This is a genomic window from Mesorhizobium sp. WSM3859 (assembly GCF_002295065.1).
GTDB lineage: Bacteria > Pseudomonadota > Alphaproteobacteria > Rhizobiales > Rhizobiaceae > Mesorhizobium.
The window spans coordinates 96,604-113,891 of the sequence record NZ_NSGG01000015.1; the positions used below are offsets into that span (position 1 = coordinate 96,604).

Annotated in this window: 11 protein-coding genes and 3 pseudogenes; 8 read left to right on the forward strand and 6 right to left on the reverse strand. The window is 55.2% G+C overall.

All coding sequences use genetic code 11. The features are described 5' to 3' along the window. Nucleotides 1-284: 284 nt before the first annotated feature. The gene (gene argG, locus CK230_RS26120) at nucleotides 285-1,580 is read left to right on the forward strand and encodes an argininosuccinate synthase (RefSeq protein ID WP_095796083.1); all 1,296 of its coding nucleotides are present in this window, start codon (nucleotides 285-287) and stop codon (nucleotides 1,578-1,580) included. A 130-nt stretch (nucleotides 1,581-1,710) separates the two neighbouring features. On the opposite strand, the gene CK230_RS26125 is transcribed toward argG, so the two are convergent. Together CK230_RS26125 and CK230_RS26130 are read right to left on the reverse strand one after the other, a co-directional pair. Next, a complete protein-coding gene (locus CK230_RS26125; protein ID WP_095796082.1) occupies nucleotides 1,711-2,586 on the reverse strand; it encodes a MurR/RpiR family transcriptional regulator in 876 nt (291 codons plus the stop codon). A gap of 236 nt (nucleotides 2,587-2,822) precedes the next feature. Further along, on the reverse strand, nucleotides 2,823-4,046 hold the full coding sequence (locus tag CK230_RS26130) for an acetyl-CoA carboxylase biotin carboxylase subunit family protein (protein WP_095796081.1): 1,224 nt from the start codon (nucleotides 4,044-4,046) through the stop codon (nucleotides 2,823-2,825). A gap of 474 nt (nucleotides 4,047-4,520) precedes the next feature. Here CK230_RS26130 and CK230_RS26135 point away from each other — a divergent pair, with 474 nt between their 5' ends. Further along, on the forward strand, nucleotides 4,521-5,939 hold the full coding sequence (locus tag CK230_RS26135; RefSeq protein WP_095796080.1) for an MATE family efflux transporter: 1,419 nt from the start codon (nucleotides 4,521-4,523) through the stop codon (nucleotides 5,937-5,939). A gap of 269 nt (nucleotides 5,940-6,208) precedes the next feature. Here CK230_RS26135 and CK230_RS33460 read toward each other — a convergent pair. Together CK230_RS33460 and CK230_RS26150 are read right to left on the reverse strand one after the other, a co-directional pair. Further along, nucleotides 6,209-6,376: pseudogene (locus tag CK230_RS33460) on the reverse strand (CapA family protein); the annotation flags it as partial. 608 nt (nucleotides 6,377-6,984) lie between these two features. Then, a pseudogene (locus CK230_RS26150) lies at nucleotides 6,985-8,025 on the reverse strand (IS110 family transposase). Nucleotides 8,026-8,116: 91 nt separating this feature from the next. Between CK230_RS26150 and CK230_RS26155 the strand changes: the two are divergent. Next, nucleotides 8,117-8,996, forward strand: a pseudogene (locus tag CK230_RS26155) (IS481 family transposase); the annotation flags it as partial. Nucleotides 8,997-9,105: 109 nt separating this feature from the next. Here CK230_RS26155 and CK230_RS26160 read toward each other — a convergent pair. Beyond that, nucleotides 9,106-10,377, reverse strand: a complete 1,272-nt coding sequence (locus CK230_RS26160) for an ArgE/DapE family deacylase (RefSeq protein ID WP_095796078.1) — start codon at nucleotides 10,375-10,377, stop codon at nucleotides 9,106-9,108. 107 nt (nucleotides 10,378-10,484) lie between these two features. After that, nucleotides 10,485-11,537, reverse strand: a complete 1,053-nt coding sequence (locus CK230_RS26165; protein WP_176480218.1) for a MurR/RpiR family transcriptional regulator — start codon at nucleotides 11,535-11,537, stop codon at nucleotides 10,485-10,487. A gap of 184 nt (nucleotides 11,538-11,721) precedes the next feature. On the opposite strand from CK230_RS26165, the gene CK230_RS26170 reads away from it, so the two are divergent. The 5 genes from CK230_RS26170 to CK230_RS26190 all read left to right on the forward strand — a co-directional run bounded on the left by CK230_RS26170 (nucleotide 11,722) and on the right by CK230_RS26190 (nucleotide 17,280). After that, nucleotides 11,722-12,558 carry a transporter substrate-binding domain-containing protein gene (locus tag CK230_RS26170; RefSeq protein ID WP_095796076.1) on the forward strand — a complete coding sequence of 279 codons (837 nt, stop codon included), beginning with the start codon at nucleotides 11,722-11,724 and terminating at the stop codon, nucleotides 12,556-12,558. A gap of 55 nt (nucleotides 12,559-12,613) precedes the next feature. Further along, nucleotides 12,614-13,588: an amino acid ABC transporter permease gene (locus tag CK230_RS26175; RefSeq protein ID WP_095796075.1), complete on the forward strand. Its 975-nt coding sequence runs from the start codon at nucleotides 12,614-12,616 to the stop codon at nucleotides 13,586-13,588. Then, nucleotides 13,585-14,328 (forward strand): amino acid ABC transporter ATP-binding protein, encoded by a 744-nt coding sequence (locus CK230_RS26180; RefSeq protein ID WP_095796074.1) that lies wholly within the window; start codon nucleotides 13,585-13,587, stop codon nucleotides 14,326-14,328. Before CK230_RS26175 ends, CK230_RS26180 begins: the two co-directional genes overlap by 4 nt. 137 nt (nucleotides 14,329-14,465) lie before the next feature. Beyond that, the gene (locus tag CK230_RS26185; RefSeq protein ID WP_095796073.1) at nucleotides 14,466-15,902 is read left to right on the forward strand and encodes a M20 family metallopeptidase; all 1,437 of its coding nucleotides are present in this window, start codon (nucleotides 14,466-14,468) and stop codon (nucleotides 15,900-15,902) included. Nucleotides 15,903-15,957: 55 nt separating this feature from the next. After that, nucleotides 15,958-17,280 (forward strand): CapA family protein, encoded by a 1,323-nt coding sequence (locus tag CK230_RS26190; RefSeq protein WP_176480219.1) that lies wholly within the window; start codon nucleotides 15,958-15,960, stop codon nucleotides 17,278-17,280. Nucleotides 17,281-17,288: the final 8 nt, after the last annotated feature.

Below are 17,288 nucleotides of genomic sequence, written 5' to 3' on the forward strand. Positions count from 1 at the left end.
AGCATTCTCTGTTTCGCTAAGACTAAATGTCTGAAAAGAAAACACAAAGTCTCCGCTTCAATCGCTCCGCCAAATTGGCACAAGTTTTGAAACCCTTCCCTGTTGGTGGAGGTCGCATTGTGGGAAACGGCAGCGATCATCCCGGGAGAAAGCACCCATTGAACAAAAACCCGCAGCTCGCACGAACCTCATACCAAATAGCGTTGTGAGTTTTGCGGAGTAGGGTTTCTCTCTTCCCATGAGTGCGCCAGGTGCATGGCTATTAGTTAATCGGAGATATCAATATGGATAGTGGTTTTGTTTTGGCTAGTCCTGGAGCGTACTTAGCAGATTACGTCCTAAAGCCAGGAGACGCACCTGAGGGCACCACCTATCTCCTACTCTACTCTGGCGGGCTTGATACCTCATGCTGCATAAAATATATTCACGACGAGCTCAAGGGGTCCGTATTGGCATTAACTTGCGACGTCGGCCAAGATGAAAACTTTGATGACATTCGCAGTAAGGCAGTTTCTCTTGGAGCTGAATATATATTCAAAGACGTAAAGTCGGATTTTTTTGCTAAATATATATCAAAAGCGATCCGGCTTAACGCGTGCTATTTCGATGGTCATCCTTTGGCATCTTCGTTGAGCCGACAGATTGTCAGCGACTGCGCGGTGGAAATCGCGAAGCAGAGAAACTTGAGGATCATCGCGCACGGGGCGACAGGCCGAGGCAATGATTCATTTCGGTTCGATAATGCGCTTTTGTCACGCCTGGAAGGTGTAAAGATCCTCGCGCCTATCCGCAACAATCAACTCGATCGAAATCGGGAGCTTGAGTTCGCGCATAGACATAACATTCCCGTTTCCGCAACTCGAAAGAGCCCTTACAGTGTCGATGAAAATATGTGGGGAAGGGAGATTGAGGCGGGTTCGCTCGACGACTTGAGCTTTACGCTCCCTTCTGAGGCTCTCGCATGGGTGAAGCTTCCGCCTTTGGCAAGCGGGCAAGGCCGCGTGTTTATTGAATTCGACGCGGGTCTTCCGACGCGTATCGAACTTGGTGACGAGAATGGGACAGCTGAATTCACGGACATTGTGCAGGCAATCATGAGGCTAAACACCTTCGCAGGCGCTTATGGCATCGGCCTACATGACCATCTGGAAGAGCGAGCCTCAGGCGTCAAGGTCCGGGAACTTCATGAATCTCCTGCTGCGACGTTGATCATCAGGGCACACAAAATTCTCGAACATGCTTCGTTGACCCCGATTGAGCTATCTACAAAACGATACCTTGAGACGCGGTGGGTCCAGTCTATGGTGTCCGGTAGAGCAGATCCTGTCGTATACTGTATTGACGAGTTCGCGAACGTCGCCAATCGGCGAGTTACGGGCGAAGTGACGTTCAAGATCACGGCCGGGCAGTATTTTACGAACTCGATAAAGCCGGTTTATGGATTAGACTTTCGGTCTATGTACGGGGAAAGTCAGAATGTTCGCTATAATCAGGATTTGGTTGCTCCAGCGATCGAGTTAATGGACGAACCTATGCGGCAAGCGCTCAGGAATCATGAAATAGCATCGAGAACCGTGTGATAGAACTTGTGAAACATTGCGTCTGATCATGGGTGGCCAGGGTAATGTCGATGGAAGTACAAGGGCCAGCCGTCCGACTAGATTCCGCATGTCCGTAGGCCCGCATGCGAGTACCCCGAACGCCGCTCAACTACCGGCCGGATGAGCCGCGTCCTTCCTGTTCGTTTTTCAGAAGATTTCGCCTATACCGCTCTGCTGCTTCGACCCGTGGTCGAGCAGCCAACCCAAGTCGTCGATCCATAGCCAGCGCGATGGTCTCGACAACAGCGGTCAGGCCCAACAAACTGTCCCAGGGCGAAGACGTCTCGGCTTTTGCGCAGAGGATTTGCTTGGCCACTTCGGACGCTTCAGACATGGTCTGGTCGGTGAACAGGACAACTGTGCACCCTCGCTGAGCGGCTATACGGGCTGTTGTCACCACGTCAGTTTGGGAATGGCGGATGTCAAACAGGACCACGATGTCTTTCTTCCCGAGATCGATGAACCGGTCAGCGCGCTCTTGAATGGTGGGCGGCAACTCGAACACCGACCGTCTCATCTTGCGCAGATGGTACAGAAGATGACCGGCGACGGTCGTGGTCAAATCACCGCCTAAAACATTGATACTGCGCCGTTCGTCGGCAAATAGCTCTATGACCGCTTCAACCACCGCCACATCCAGGTCGGCCAGCGTCGACCGAACAACGTCCAGCAGTTCACTGAGGTCGTCGCCAGCGGAGTAGGGGCCTTTAGTGCGTGGTTTCGTTGGTGGGTGCGTCATATTGTCATCTATCTCATCACGCAATGCGCGGCGAAAATCCGGATATCGAGCGAAACCAAGCTTGGCGATAAAGCGCAGGACAGTGGGCGCGCTGACCTCAGCCTGCTCAGCGAATGCGGTAACGCTTGCCAAGCCGGCCGCTGGATATCTCGCGAGCAGCACCCGTGCAACTCGTTTTTCCAAGCGGGTCATTGAACTCATAGCCGCGGTGATGCGATCAGCTACCCAAATATTCGAGCTCCCCATCAGATTTGCCCCCTCGGTCTACGCGATGCGGACGGGCGGCGGGCATCCAAGTTCTTCGAGCATCTCGTTCAAGGCATGAACGACGGTGGTGGCCTCAACCTTGGCACAATGAGGGTCCGGGGCGCCTGTGCCGGAATGCTAGTCGCCCTTGTAGCCTCGGGGGATGACCAAAGGCGAGATACCGTGGGCCCATTTGAAGGTTCTCCGATACGATCCACGCTATGTGGCGTCACCCGCTATACTCCCGAAAAAGGCGTGATGGTCCACTCGATTAGGTTGACGGCGTGCTGAAGTATCTCCCCAGTTCGGTCGAGGTCGGGTGACGCAGCGATGACATGTCCGATGTAATCTCGATCATCGCCCTTCTTGACGATCGACGTCTCGGGTGTAACGTACATTTTGACCTCTGTAATGCCTGGTACGGCAGTTGCCAGAGTGATGCCACCGATCCAATCGAGAAAACCATCGTGATCAGGAACTAGCATACGCGCGGCTGCAGTATCGGAATGCTTTCTGCGCAAATCACATTTCTCGCCGATGGCAAGCTTTATGTGCGCGGTTATAAGATCTACACCATAAGCTAGCTGAATTAGTTGAGGATCGGGCGCGCCGCCAAGACGCGGATTGACTTCTATGACCACTGGGCCGCTCTTCGTCCAACGGAATTCAATGTTCGTTGGCCCCCAGCCAAGGTCCAGAGCTCGCAAGCAGTTCAGCGATAGATCAGCGATACGCTCATGCTCATCATAAGTCAGCACGGCCGGAAATTTCCACTCACGAAAGACAAAATACGGCGGGGGGCGGAAGTCAGCGGCGGCAATCCCAACGAACTCTGTTGCCATCATCTCAGCGCTATAATAGGGGCCTTGTGCGAATTCTTCGATCAAGATCCTCGGAGTACACCTCCATCTGTGGGTGCCGCCCAACAGGTAAGATGTATGCTCGGCCAACGCCTCGACACTGTGACACAATCGGACACCGCTGCTGCCGCTGCCCATGACCGGCTTGAGAATCACCGGCAGCCCGATCTCCGCAGCCGAGCTTTGTACGTCGGCAGCGCTGGTCGCCGTGCGAAAAAAAGGCACCGGTATGCCGGCCTGCGCGAGAAGCTGACGTTGAGCGAACTTGTCATAGCATCGTTCAATTGAAACGGGGTCCGGTCCGGGTAGATCGAAATGCCGGCAGAGCTTGGAAACTGTCGCATAAACCGAGTCCAAGGCGCCCGTTATGCCGGCAATGCCGTCGACCGCATTTAGCCGGGAACATTCGTTGATCAGCGCATCGAGATCATTCGTATCGACACAGATTGCGTGAAGCCGTTCGGTCGCAATGTAGTCGTAGCGGGCTGGATTAGCTGACAGAGTAATTGGATGCAAGCCAAGGCGCTGGGCCGCTCGGACATATAGCAGGCCATTAACGGCGTGACCCTCTATCAGGATGAACACTCCTCCTCTTGCCATCTACTGTTGCTCCGTCTGATGTGTTGCCCGGGCCTCGCGGTATGAAAAGGCGGCCCTTCGCTTCAGTCCGCGAAGCGATTGCGATATCCGAGCATGTATCGTGCCAAAGGAATAAAACCTATTCCAAACAGTGTGATAGCCCACCTCCTATCGTCCGATGTTTTGGAGCCTGTATGAAAAATGGCCCGAATGTACGGGTTCCGACACGCTGCCGCTGCCGGCCGACCTACGGATAAATGGGCGGAGCGTCCAGGCCGCTGCCAAAGCGAGGCTTCCCAATTCGTATCCGGGCCGTCCGTACGGCTCCCTGGAGCGGTTGAGGATCGGGTCGGACCGCCTCGGACGCGGGCGCCTCACGGGGCTCACCGGCGGAGGTCGTACATGCTTGGCCTTACCTCAAGCTCTCGTCGTTGGCACGAGCCTTGCGTGGTGATGTCACGCTCGCCTAGTCAAAGTTCGCGGTAGCAAAGCTTCATGGGTAAGAAGGCTGAAACAGAGCTGAAATCGACTTCGGGACGCCGACCGACGAGATGGGCGGCTGGCCATCTCGGCGTGGAACTCAAGGAAACGGCAAGACTCGCATTGCCGATGGTGCTGACGCAGCTCGGGCAGATCGCCATGATGACGACCGATCTTGCCTTCATTGGGCGAATCGGCACTGAGGCGATCGCAGCAGCAGCCTTGGGAACCAGGGTCTATCTCGTTAGCATCACCTTCTGCACGGGCCTGATGGCGGCGATTGCACCGCTTGGAGCACAAGCGTTTGGAGCAAATAATCTGACCGTCCTACGATGCTTATTGCGCATGGGCCTCTGGGCGGCACTGGTGTTGTCGATCCCCATCATAGCGTTTGCGCTGCGCGGCGAGCAAATACTAATCACCCTTGGCCAGCCGCCAGACGCGGCGCGGCTCGCCGAGTGTTATCTGTTCGGACTGGCTTGGGGCGTGGGTCCGGCGATGGGGTTTCTGGCCATCCGAAGTTTCTTGGGGGCGGTCAACCGGCCGCAGCCGGCTTTGTGGATCACGGTTGCGGCCGTCCCCGTCAACGGATTGCTGGTTTATCTGCTGGCCTTCGGGAAGCTTGGCTTGCCGCAGCTCGAGTTATCCGGGGTAGGGCTTGCTACTACCTTGGTAAACTGTGCGATGTTTTTGGCCGGCGTTTGGTTCGCCACGATGCGAGCCCCCTACCGTAATTACTATGTGCTTGCACATCTCTGGCGTTTCGATCGGCGCTCGATGCGGCAGCTGATAGTGGTGGGAACGCCAATCTCGATCGGCTTTCTGATGGAATACGGAATGTTTTCTGCCGTGGCGCTCCTGATGGGCATGATCGGCACCGGGGCGCTTGCCGCCCACCAGATCGCGGCCCAGGTCGCCGACATCCTGTTTATGATCCCTTCCGGCATCAGCATGGCTGTTGCCGTGCGCGTTGGCCATGCCGTCGGCCGCAACGACAGCTCCGGCATTAAGCGGGCGGGTCTGGTTGCGTTACTCCTAGGGATCGTGACCTCCGCTCTATTAGCCCTTGTGATGATCGGCGCGCGTTTTCAAATCGCGGAGTTGTTTCTGAAGGGAGCGGCCGCCGACGCTGGCGCGACGCTGGGACTCGCTGCGGATCTCCAGTTGGTTGGCGCGACGTTCTTCATCACCGACGCTATTCGCAGCATTGCTTCCGGAAGCTTGCGCGGGCTGAACGACACGCAGGTCCCGCTCGTGCTCGTCGCGTTCTGCTATTGGCTGATCGGATTCCCCCTCGGTTATGTGTTCGGCCTGAAGATCGGCTTCGGCCCCCTTGGTATCTGGATTGGAATATCCGTTGGAACGGCAGCCTGTGCGTCGCTTCTCGTCCTACGGTTCCACCTTCTAGCGGGTAGATTTGCTCCCCAGACCTGATATTTTACCGATGATCAGGGACGTTGGTCATGGATCCGTCGTAGAAAGCGACTTCACTCCTGAAGCATAAGGTCTGCATAGAAACGTATCTGGACGCATAAGAGGCTCTTCCACCTTCAGATGATCCTCCAACTTTTCGATTCGCTTTATCCTCATTTCCCCGAAGTATAAGAGAAACATATTCTGAAACACTGGAACCGGCGTTGCAAACTCGATGTAGGGTCTCCTATTACCGCCAGTTATTCCTTTTGCCAACCTCATATTGAGGATCAAACCCAGAGCAAAATGCGGTGCGGTGACCGCCTGTATTCCAATCCGCCCAGCGAATACGCGACAACTGCTATTCGATTTTCACCCCGTCTCGTGCGATAGTGCTCGATCGGTTGGACAATATGCGGGTGATGCCCAAGAATTAGGTCTACGCCTTCTTCGACTAAGGCATGAGCGACACCTCAGGGACGAGTGCCTCAACGACACGCTGTTCTCGACGATGTCCGAGGCCCGCAACGCAGTCACCTCATGGAAGGAGGATTACAATCACCACAGACCACACTCGGCCCTCGGCAACATGCCGCCGGTTGAGTTCGCGATGAAATCCACGCTGGAAAAACAGGCCGCATGAGGCCATAAACGAAACTAGGATTCTCCCCTCAAGCCGGAGGAGATTAGGTGTTTGATCCCTGGCTTTAATGGTGCGATCTTTTCCGCCGAATGGAAGGATGCACTATGGGACAAGTTCTGCACGGCCGCGCCACGACGACAGAGGCAATCCGTCGAGCAATACAAAATAGTCATGTCTGGACGGCGCCCGCTGATCAAGGGTTGTTTTCGGCGATGGAACGATCGCGGATGCGGTCATGTCTCCGGCCTGCTGCTGCGATACTTTGACCGCTGGCCCTGATGGTGTCCGCCGGTCCGTTGGCCTGATCAAGAGAACGAGCTCGGAGCTCCGACTATGTTGCAGGCTTTCAGGATCTGTCCTTGTCTGTTCCCATCACGTCGCTGTCACCCTTGATTTAGGTTCCGGCTTCAGCCGCTGCTTCTGTTACGCCGGTGTGCTGACATAGTGTGCCTCGTCGCGCATCAGCGCGAACGCAATGCGGGCAAGCTTGTTGGCGGTCGCCACGGCAGCGAGCTTGAAGGGCTTGGTCTCCATCAGATGATCGGCCCATTTTCTCAGAGCGTCGCTGCAGCGTTTGCGATGGAAGAGAATCGCGTGCGCGCCGACGACGAGCAGCTTGCGCAGATAACGATTGCCCATCTTGGAGACGCGCCCCAGCCGTTCCTTGCCGCCGGATGAACTCTGCCGCGGGGTGAGCCCGAGGAAGGCAGCAAACTCACGCGGGCCCGAGAACGCGGAGATGTCCTGGATGCTTGCGGCAAGCGCGGAGGCTGTGACGGGACCGATGCCAGGAACGCTCATCAGACGGCGTGCCGTCTCATTGGCTTTGGCGAGAGCCAGAATGGCCCGATCGCTTTGCGCGATCTCCTGATCGAGTTCATTCAGCTAACGCATCACAGGCAACAGCGCCGAGCGCACGATGGCCGGGATCATCTAGTTGCCTTCCGCGATGAGAACCGCCAAAGCCCGGGCGTTGTTGGGCCCCTGCGCGGCGATGATTCCGATCTCGGCCAGATGACTGCGCAGCGCGTTAAGAATCTGCGTGCGCTGTGCCACCAGAAGTTCGCGCACCTTGTGATGCATGAGTGCAGCCTGGTTCTCGATCGACCGCACGGGTACAAAACGCATGGAGGGCCGCGTCACCGCCTCGCAGATGGCCGCTGCATCCGCGGCGTCATGCTTTTGGCGACGGACATAGGCCTTCACGTAGGCCGGTGGCATCAGACGCACATCATGGCCAAGGCTCATCAACTGGCGAGCCCAATGATGGGCCGAACCGCATGCCTCCATGCCCACAAGGCACGACGGCAGACGTTCGAAAAATGCCAGCACATCTTTGCGCCGCAGCGCCCGGGTGGCGACGACGCGGCCTGCGGCGTCGACGGCGTGGACCTGGAAGACATGCTTGGCCAGATCGAGGCCGATGGTGGCGACAGCATCGAGATCGGTGGTAGTCTTTTCCATGGACGGTGCTCCTTCAGATGAGTGCTAGACAGCAGCCATCTTGGCGCGCCTCTCAGGAGGATGATGCCGTTGCGGGCGCCGTCCACCCCATCAAGAGAGCCTAAGGGCGCTCGCCAAGCGTTACGAGATCAATCAGAAGACAGTTATCAAGTGGAAGGGCCGGACCTCGACCGCCGATCTTCCGACCGGCCCCAGAGACCCGCGCTCGACGGTGTTGTCGCTTGAAGAGGAGGCAGCCATCGTCGCCTTTCGCAAGCACACGCTACTGCCGCTCGATGATTGCCTCTATGCCCTACAGCCGACGATCCCGCATCTGACGCGTTCGTCATTGCATCGATGCCTTCAACGCCAGGGCATTTCACGGTTGCCGCAGACGGGCGCCGACAAGCCGACCAAGCAGAAGTTCAGAGCCTATCCGATCGGCTATTCCATATCGACATCGCCGAGGTGCAGACCGCCGAGGGCAAGCTGCGTCTGTTCGTTGCCATCGATCGGACGTCCAAATTCGCCTTTGCGCAACTGCACGCGACTGCCGACAAGATGACGATGGCTCAGTTCCTTCGGGATCTGATCGCAGCCGTGCCCTATGTCATCCATACCATTCTGACCGACAACATCCAGTTCACCAATCGCAGCTGCGACCGCCATGCCCCAGGCATGTCTTCGACAACGTCTGCGCCGACCATGGCATCGAGCACCGGCTTACCAAGATCAATCATCCATGGACCAACGGCCAGGTCGAGCGGATGAACCGAACCATCAAGGACGCGACCGTCACGCGCTTCCACTATGACGATCACGATCAACTGCGCCGACACCTCGCCGACTTCCTCTCGGCCTACAACTTCGCTCGCCGGCTCAAGACCCTCAAAGGCCTCACGCCCTACGAGTTCATCTGCAAAATCTGGGAAAAAGAGCCCAAACGCTTCCGACTCGACCCAGCCCATCAAATGCCGGGACCAAACAATTAGGGTCTCAGGTCAAGGGCCGTCGGGCTGAAGATGCTGGAATATGTCGAGATCTGAGACAGATGTACGGCGTCAGGATCAGCACTCGACTTGATGATATATTGTTCAATCTTCAAATGGTCAGTTCCCTTGGAGGGTCAAGCCCGGACAGATAGTCGAAAGCGGCCAGTGTGTGCGTCTTTGCGATGTGTAAGAATTCGTCGACACGCACCAACTCATTCGCGGTTCCCATTCCAGTTGGTGATGGTCCATATACGAAGGCAGGAATTCCGGCGTATCGCCAGAGTCGGGCGTCGCAGCCTCCGAGCGCAATAATTGGCTCCGGCTCTATACCTGAGAGTTCCTTAGAGTTGTGTATCAAAGCCCTAACCATCGGATGATCCGGCGGCGAGGTGCTCGCAGCATCTTGATCGAGAACTTCGAAGCTTGCTTCTGGATAAGCAGCGATTATTTCCTCGAACCGCTCCATCACGGCGGCATGGGGCACATCAGGTGGAGTCCGAACGTCAATGTCAAAAACGCAGTCCGATGGGACGATATTGATTTTTAGGCCTCCCTTGATCGCTCCAACATTGAGTGTTGTGGACGAGATGATATCTGCAGCCCCATTGCCATATGCCTTGTCGATGGTTGCGGCACTTTTTTCCAGGGTTAGCGTCAGCGGCGTTTCAGCGGGGCTTCGTATGTCTTCAAGTGCATGGAGGCTAGCAATCAGGTCCGCCGCGATTGTGATCGGATTTCGGCTCATGTGAACGTATGCACCGTGGGCGCCAGGCGTGCGCACATGGATCCGAATCCACAGACGGCCTTTTTCACCGAACCGTAGTGCATGGGGGCTCGTGGGTTCCCCGCTGAGCAGACAATCGCCGAGCACGTCCTTTCTGTGCTCAACAAGATATCGCGCGCCCCATGGACCAAAGGTCTCCTCATCAGAGACTACTGTTAAAACGACAGATCCCTTGAGATAATGTCGTATTTCGAAGAGTTCAGCAAAAGCAAAAAGCAGTGCTGTCGTGCCTGACTTCATATCACATGCGCCCCGACCGTATATACAGCCATCAACCTCGTTGGCAGCCCACGGATCATGGGCCCATTGATCCAGATCCCCGGCGGGAAAGACATCGAGATGGCCATTGAGAACGAGCTTCGGGCCGTCGCTCGATCCCTTGAATTTAGCAATAAGGTTAGGCATCCCTGGATTCGGTTCTACGATTTCATAGCTTATATTGCGCGCCGACAGAAATCCCGAAACTAGCTCCATAGCGGCCCTCGTGTCTCCCGGCGGATTAGGCGAGCGCGCTTGGATCAGGCTGCGCAGAAATTCGACCATTTCTGCCTCGCGTCGAGAGATATTTGCGAGAATTTCCTTCTTAATTCCGGTCATGGTCGCCTCAATTTTCTGAATGTGTTTTTTTCGCGGAGCAAACAATTTCCGAGCGCTATGCTTCAAGCGAGGGCGCGAGTTGATTTCGCGCTATATGCTCTTCGCGGTCAGCGATGCCGTTCGCTAGAAGGGTCGGCTTCTTTCTGTGCCAATAAATTCAGCTTGTATCGCTCGACAGCCTCGAGCCTCGGCCTCACGACCGACCATAGGCGGCGGTCCAATTCACGCGCTATCGCTTCTACGATCGCGGTTAAACCCAACAAGCTGTCCCAGGGCGACGACGTCTCGATCTTTGCCCGAAAAACATGAGTGGCAACTTCAGACGCTTCCGACATCCACTGGTCGGTGAAGAGGACAATTGTGCACCCACGTTGAGCAGCGATGCGAGCAGTGGTTACGACGTCCTCTTGATAGCGGCGAACGTCGAAAAGTACGACGATATCCTTTTTGCCAAGGTCAATGAGGCGGTCGGAGCGCTCTTGAACCATTTCCGGCAATTCGAACACGGAACGTCTCATTTTTCGCAAATGGTACAGAAGGTGACCGGCGACTGTGGTCGTTAAATCCCCCCCAAGGATGTTGACGGTCCGGCGCTCATCGGAGAATAACTCGATGACTTGTTCAACCAGGCCAGTGTCGAGTTCCGCCAAGGTCGCTCGCACTACCTCAAGAAGTTCGTTTCCAAAATCACTTCCTGCGTCCAGGTTCTCGGAGCGCGGCCTTGTTAGTGGGAACTTTCTGCTTTCGTCGATCTCGTCTCTAAGTGCGCGGCGAAAGTCCGGATATCCGCCAAAGCCAAGCTTGGTGATAAAGCGCAGCACCGTTGGTGCACTAACCTCCGCCTGCTCAGCGAAAGCCGTCACGCTTTCAAGCCCAATGGCCGGATACCTGGCCAGGAGCATCCTAGCAGCACGTTTCTCCGAACTCGTCATCGAACCCATCGCGGCCGTAATCCGATCAGCGATCAACGTCTGAGAATTCGCCATTTTCTTGCCTTTCGTGCCAAGCGACCCCTGATGAGCAGGTTTGTCACCGAGGCATCTCCTGTGTAATGTATTTTTCAGATTCTGGTCAATCTGCAAAGGCTGGAATTTAAACACCAAGAGCGAATCCCAAAGATACGGAGCGATTGCCCTATGCCGCCCCGTTTCTACGTTCAATGCAGTCTCCATTCGGCCGGCACCAGCTGCCGGAAAAAAATATCCAGCAAAATGCATTGACAGGTTTTTACGAAAAATTCATAACATACAGTGCCATCGCGGCCTAACTTGGCCGACGCCTATTGGGACGTCAGACGTGGTCAACTCGCTATGCGCAATCCATCACCAAAAGGGGAATAGCATTATGGGTACGATGTTCGGAAAACTGGCGGTCGCGGCCACCCTGTTCGGCACGCTGGTGGGATCTAGTGCAAACGCAGGAGAGGTGCTCGATCGCATTCTCTCCACGAAGACGCTCACGGTAGCCGTTTCCCCCAATTATCCGCCTAGTTCGTTTCTCAACGAGAAGGGGGAACTCGTTGGCTTCGATGTGGACGTGGCGAAGCAGGTGGCTGACCATATCGGTGTAGATGTGAAATACGAAACACCGGCATGGGACATCATTACGTCAGGTAAGTGGAAAGGCCGCTGGGACGTAGTCGTGGCGCAAATGGGGCCCACGAAAGATCGAGCGAAAATTTTTGATTTTCCGGCAATCTATGCTTATGGCGCAATCATTGCTGCCGTCCACAAGGACAGCAAGGCAACCAAGCTCTCAGACCTGGACGGAAAGGTAATAGGGACGCTGGCTGGTTCGATGTCCTATGACTATGTTGGTCGCACCATAAAGAAAGACGAGCTGATCGGTGTCCCGCCATTCGAATACCAGATCAATGCCGGGCAGATAAAAACCTATGAGTCTTCAAATAACGCCTTGGACGATCTGCGCATCGGGGATGGAAAGCGGCTGGACGCTTTTGTCGGCGACGATTCAGTGATCCTTGGCGCCATCAAGGCTGGGTATCCCATTCGGCAATTGGGCGGAGCGTTGGTTTATGGTCCAGGGGTCATCGCGACTTTGCCGGGTGATCCTGAGTTCGACCAAAAGATCGCCGCGGCTATCAAAGACCTGCAGGCAAGCGGAAAGCTGACCGAGCTTTCGATCAAGTGGTTTGGACGAGACATTACGACTGTAAAGTAAGTGTTGTCCCTAGGCGGATCGGCCGGCCGGTCCGCCGTTTCCTGGATGTTATCTGATGTTGTATATCGATACCGTCGAGTCCGAGGTCCTGGTGCACAAACCTTGGTTTGTGGGGATCATCTTCGCCCTTGTGTTAGCCCTATCCTTGATGTTCAACCTGACGGATACCACGCTGGGCGAACTAATGCGTCCCGTGATTGGCGATCCGCAGGCAAGTGGGCTTTACGGTCGCTTCGCGACAGGCTTAGTGCTTGCCGTTCTGTTTTGTCTGAATATTGTGCTGATCGGCTTCGCTCAATTCAAAGTGCAAGTAGCTGTGGTATGGGTTGAGCTTCTCAGTCTGTTCCTTGCGTTTTTCAATGCGTTTGACCTCAGCCTGCCATTCATCTGGGAGAAGTTGCCGATCCTGCTGTCGCAGGGGCTGTTCACCACCATCTACGTGGCCGCGGTATCAATTTTCTTCGCGTGCATTCTTGCAGTTTTCGGAGCGGTGGCAAAACTTTCGGGGAATGGTTTTGCGTTCGCGATCTCGAGTTTTTATACGTCGTTCTTCCGCGGCCTGCCGCTCCTCATGCAGCTTTATCTGATTTATCTGGGGCTGCCGCAGTTGGGCATCGTTCTCGATGCCGTGCCGTCCGGGGTGCTTGCGCTTTCGCTTTGCTACGGCGCCTATATGACCGAAATTTTTCGTGCGGGAATTCAAAGCATCGATCGGGGGCAATGGGAAGCGTCTCGCTCCATGGGCTTCGGCTTTGGTCTGACAATGCGAAAAATCATTCTTCCCCAGGCGCTGCCCGTCATTATCCCCCCGACCGGAAATAACTTCATTTCCATGTTGAAGGATAGCTCGCTCGTATCGATTGTCGGTGTGTGGGAATTGATGTTCCTCGCCCGCTCGTTGGGTCAAGCAACGTTCAAGCATATGGAAATGCTAATTGCCGTCGCGTTCATATACTGGATTCTTTCAGTCTGCATGGAGTTCGTCCAAGCCCGTATCGAGCGCCATTACGCCAGGAGTAAAATTCGATGAGCGGAGAGAACGCAATCGAAGTCAAGAACGTCTCGAAATGGTTTGGCGGGTTTCAAGTTCTGCATGACGTCAATCTCACGGTACGCAAGGGCGAACGCATAGTCGTTTGCGGCCCGTCGGGATCAGGAAAGTCAACGCTCATTCGTTGTTTCAATCGACTCGAAGCTCATCAAAAGGGCGATATTATCATAAACGGTATTTCCCTCCACAACAGGATGCGTGACATCGCTGAAGTACGCCGAAACGTAGGAATGGTCTTTCAACATTTCAATTTGTTTCCGCACATCACGGTTCTGATGAACTGCATGGCTGGTCCTATGTGGATAAAGGGGGTTTCGAAAGAAGAGGCGCGCGAGCGCGCCATGCATTATCTGGAGAAGGTTCGAATTCCAGAACAAGCGAACAAATACCCTGCTCAGCTCTCCGGTGGCCAGCAGCAGCGTGTGGCAATCGCTCGATCGCTCAGTATGCAGCCAACGGTAATGCTTTTTGACGAGCCAACATCGGCGTTAGACCCTGAAATGGTCGCCGAGGTGCTCGAAACCATAACGACACTCGCTCATGAAGGAATGACAATGGTCTGTGTCACCCATGAAATGGGCTTTGCTCGAGCAGTGGCGGATCGGGTCATCTTCATGGACGCCGGGCGCATTGTAGAAGAAGGTCGGCCAGAAGACTTCTTCTCTAATCCGCGGCATGAGCGCACGAAGCTCTTTCTGAGCCAAATTCTAAGGCATTGAATCCCAGGGCCACTTTGGTCTTTAGGGATCTATTTGGCTGGGATGTTCAGGCAGGGGTGCCCCGGGTTCCATGGGTAATGCGCCAGTAACGCGCGTCAGCTGGACGCGCAAATCCCCCTCGATTTGGAGTTGTTAGAATGCAAAATGACCCCCTTAACCTCGATGAGATTGTCCGCCAGGTGCGCGCTAGGTCCCCGGGCTACTGCGCTCTAAGCGACCGCATTTGGGCCATCCCCGAGTTGGCATTTGAGGAATATCGCTCAGTGGCCGAGCAGATTGAAATGTTAGAACGCGAGGGCTTTCGCATCACAAGGAACGTCGGAGGACTTCCGACCGCTTTTCTGGCGGAGTATGGAAGTGGCGGCCCGATTATAGGAATACTTGGCGAGTATGATGCTCTTCCTACACTTTCCCAGGTGTCCGGAGTTTTGGAACAGACCCCGGTTGAGAAAGGCGCAGCTGGTCACGGTTGTGGGCACAATCTGCTTGGGGCTGGGTCCGCGCTCGCTGCGGCGGCACTAAAGGAGGTGTTGGCGACTCACCATATCTCAGGGACGATTCGCTACTACGGTTGCCCCGCAGAAGAGGCGGGCGGTGGCAAGACCTATATGACGCGCGCGGGGGTATTTGATGATGTCGACGTCGCTCTATGCTGGCATCCTCATGTCGTCAGCGAAGTCTATTCTACGTCCACCCTGGCAGCCATTGGAATTTACTTCCGCTTCAGGGGCAGAGCGACACATGCTGCAACTTCGCCCCATGTGGGAAGAAGTGCACTCGACGCTGTGGAGCTCATGAATGTCGGCGTCAATTACATGCGCGAGCACATGCCATCTGATGCTCGGGTTCACTACGCTGTTACGAACACAGGCGGCGATGCTCCTAATGTCGTTCAAGCCTATGCTGAGTCCATTTATTCTGTACGATCGCCGAATCTGGCCGATGCTCGACGACTCCTTGAGCGCGTGAAGAAAATCGCACAGGGCGCAGCGTTGATGACCGAAACCTCGGTCGAAATGCAAATCGCTGGCGGCAGTGCAAACGTTTTGCCTAACAGGACGCTGCAAGAGGTCATGCTAGAGAACATGCAACGTCTCGGCGCGCCAGCGTTCGACGATGCCGATTATGATTTCGCAGGCAAACTGCGGGACTTGACGATATCTGACGAGGATACACTCGCCAGTATCGCGCCCCGCGACCCTTCGCTTAAATCGATGATCCTGCACAATGCAGTACTACCGTTGCCGGCACGGGAGGAGATCGAGATGGGGACGACCGATGTGGGTGACGTGAGTTGGATCGTGCCGACTGCGCAGTGTTATGTCGCGTGTTATGCTGTGGGAACAGCCTTCCATACCTGGCAAATGGTTACACAGGGAAAAATGCCAGCAGCCCATAAGGGCATGGTTTTTGCGGCGCAAACTCTTGCGGCCACGGCAGCCGAGTGCCTCCGAAACCCGGCCATTATCGACCGAGCAAAGGCGGAGTTGAAGGAGCGCATTGGCAATCAGACTTATGTGTGCCCTATTCCGCCGGACGTCGGGCCGGAAGATCTGCGCAAGAAGCCTGCGTAACTTCTTCATTTTCCGAAGCGTGACACGGCGCAATAGACACAGTGGGAGAAAAGGCATGCGGCACCACCTACCCGCAACATACATAGATGTTCTCAAGTCGCCGGGATTAGGCTATCGCCTGAAGATGGCCGCAATCCACTCTGGTGCGCAGATTTTCGGATTCTGGCAGAAGCCTTGGGCCAAGGCCACTGAGGCTTCTGACGAGTATGGCTTCCTTGATGAAGCTTACTCCAACTACAAGTACCGCAATCCAATAACGGTGCCGGAAACCGGTGTATCTGCGGCGGCGTTTCACGATAGTCAAACAGCATTGGAACTGCCCACCGACTTCGAGCGCGTGTCCTCACTTTCGATGGGGGCTGCAGGGGATTTGATGCCTGCCGAAGGGTTGGAATTGTCCAAGGATATATTCTACGAGAACGTCGCTGACGTTTTGCTCAACGTTGATTTATCATTCGCCAATCTCGAGGCACCCATCACCAATCAGAAGGTCGAAGTAAGTTTTACGGGCGGTGACGCCCCCGTGATGGGTTTCACGCCGTCCGAATTTGCAGCTATCGCTGGGCACAAGGCTACCAACTTCAAGGCTCTCAACTTTGCCAACAATCATGCGTTAGACCGAGGGCTTGAAGGATTGGATACGACGGCAAGATTGTTCGACGAGCATGGAATAAAGGCTGTAGGCACGCCGACGGCGGCGGGCGATTATGGCCGAGCAACGATATTTCTTGAAAAGGGAATCAAAATAGGGTTCGCATCGGCAACGCAAGATCTCAACGGCTTTGAGTTGCCTCAGGCGGCGTCCCACCGAATTCATAAGATGAAGCTTACATCGCGACGGGCGCCACCCGACATCGAATTACTTACGAGGCAAATTGCCGACGCAAAAGCGCAGCACTGTGATTTCGTAGTCGCGTCCCTTCACTGGGGTTACGAGGCTGAATTTTTCCCGCGGAAGCGTCAGATCGATGTCGCACATGCTTTGATCGAAGAAGGAGCTGACCTCATTCTAGGTCATCATCCGCACGTGATTCAACCCGTGGAGCTCTATCGCACTAAACGGGACAAAAACCGAATTGCAGTGATAGCCTACTCTCTCGGCGGACTGGGGTACAGGTGGTATACTGCCCCGCATTTCGCATTGGGTCTCATTCTGAACATGCAACTTGCGAAGGGCTTGAACGCCGGCAAAGAAGTTACCTACATCGAAAGAATGGATGCTGTCCCTGTTTTCCAGAACATCTTTTTGTCCCACTTCGGCGATGTCAAACTCAAGCGGCTTGAAAGGCTTGAAGATCACACAGGTGATCGGAGCACGAGCCCACTGAACGGGTATGCCTCCAAAATCAAGAGGTATGCTGATCTGGTGCTCAAGTGACGTTGCCC

Coding starts and splice junctions, on each gene's coding strand:
- argG (WP_095796083.1), top strand. CDS start 285: ATGGATAGTGGTTTTGTTTTGGCTAGTCCTGGAGCGTACTTAGCAGAT.
- CK230_RS26185 (WP_095796073.1), top strand. CDS start 14,466: ATGCAAAATGACCCCCTTAACCTCGATGAGATTGTCCGCCAGGTGCGC.
- CK230_RS26180 (WP_095796074.1), top strand. CDS start 13,585: ATGAGCGGAGAGAACGCAATCGAAGTCAAGAACGTCTCGAAATGGTTT.
- CK230_RS26135 (WP_095796080.1), top strand. CDS start 4,521: ATGGGTAAGAAGGCTGAAACAGAGCTGAAATCGACTTCGGGACGCCGA.
- CK230_RS26175 (WP_095796075.1), top strand. CDS start 12,614: ATGTTGTATATCGATACCGTCGAGTCCGAGGTCCTGGTGCACAAACCT.
- CK230_RS26160 (WP_095796078.1), bottom strand. CDS start 10,377: ATGACCGGAATTAAGAAGGAAATTCTCGCAAATATCTCTCGACGCGAG.
- CK230_RS26130 (WP_095796081.1), bottom strand. CDS start 4,046: ATGGCAAGAGGAGGAGTGTTCATCCTGATAGAGGGTCACGCCGTTAAT.
- CK230_RS26190 (WP_176480219.1), top strand. CDS start 15,958: ATGCGGCACCACCTACCCGCAACATACATAGATGTTCTCAAGTCGCCG.
- CK230_RS26125 (WP_095796082.1), bottom strand. CDS start 2,586: ATGGGGAGCTCGAATATTTGGGTAGCTGATCGCATCACCGCGGCTATG.
- CK230_RS26170 (WP_095796076.1), top strand. CDS start 11,722: ATGGGTACGATGTTCGGAAAACTGGCGGTCGCGGCCACCCTGTTCGGC.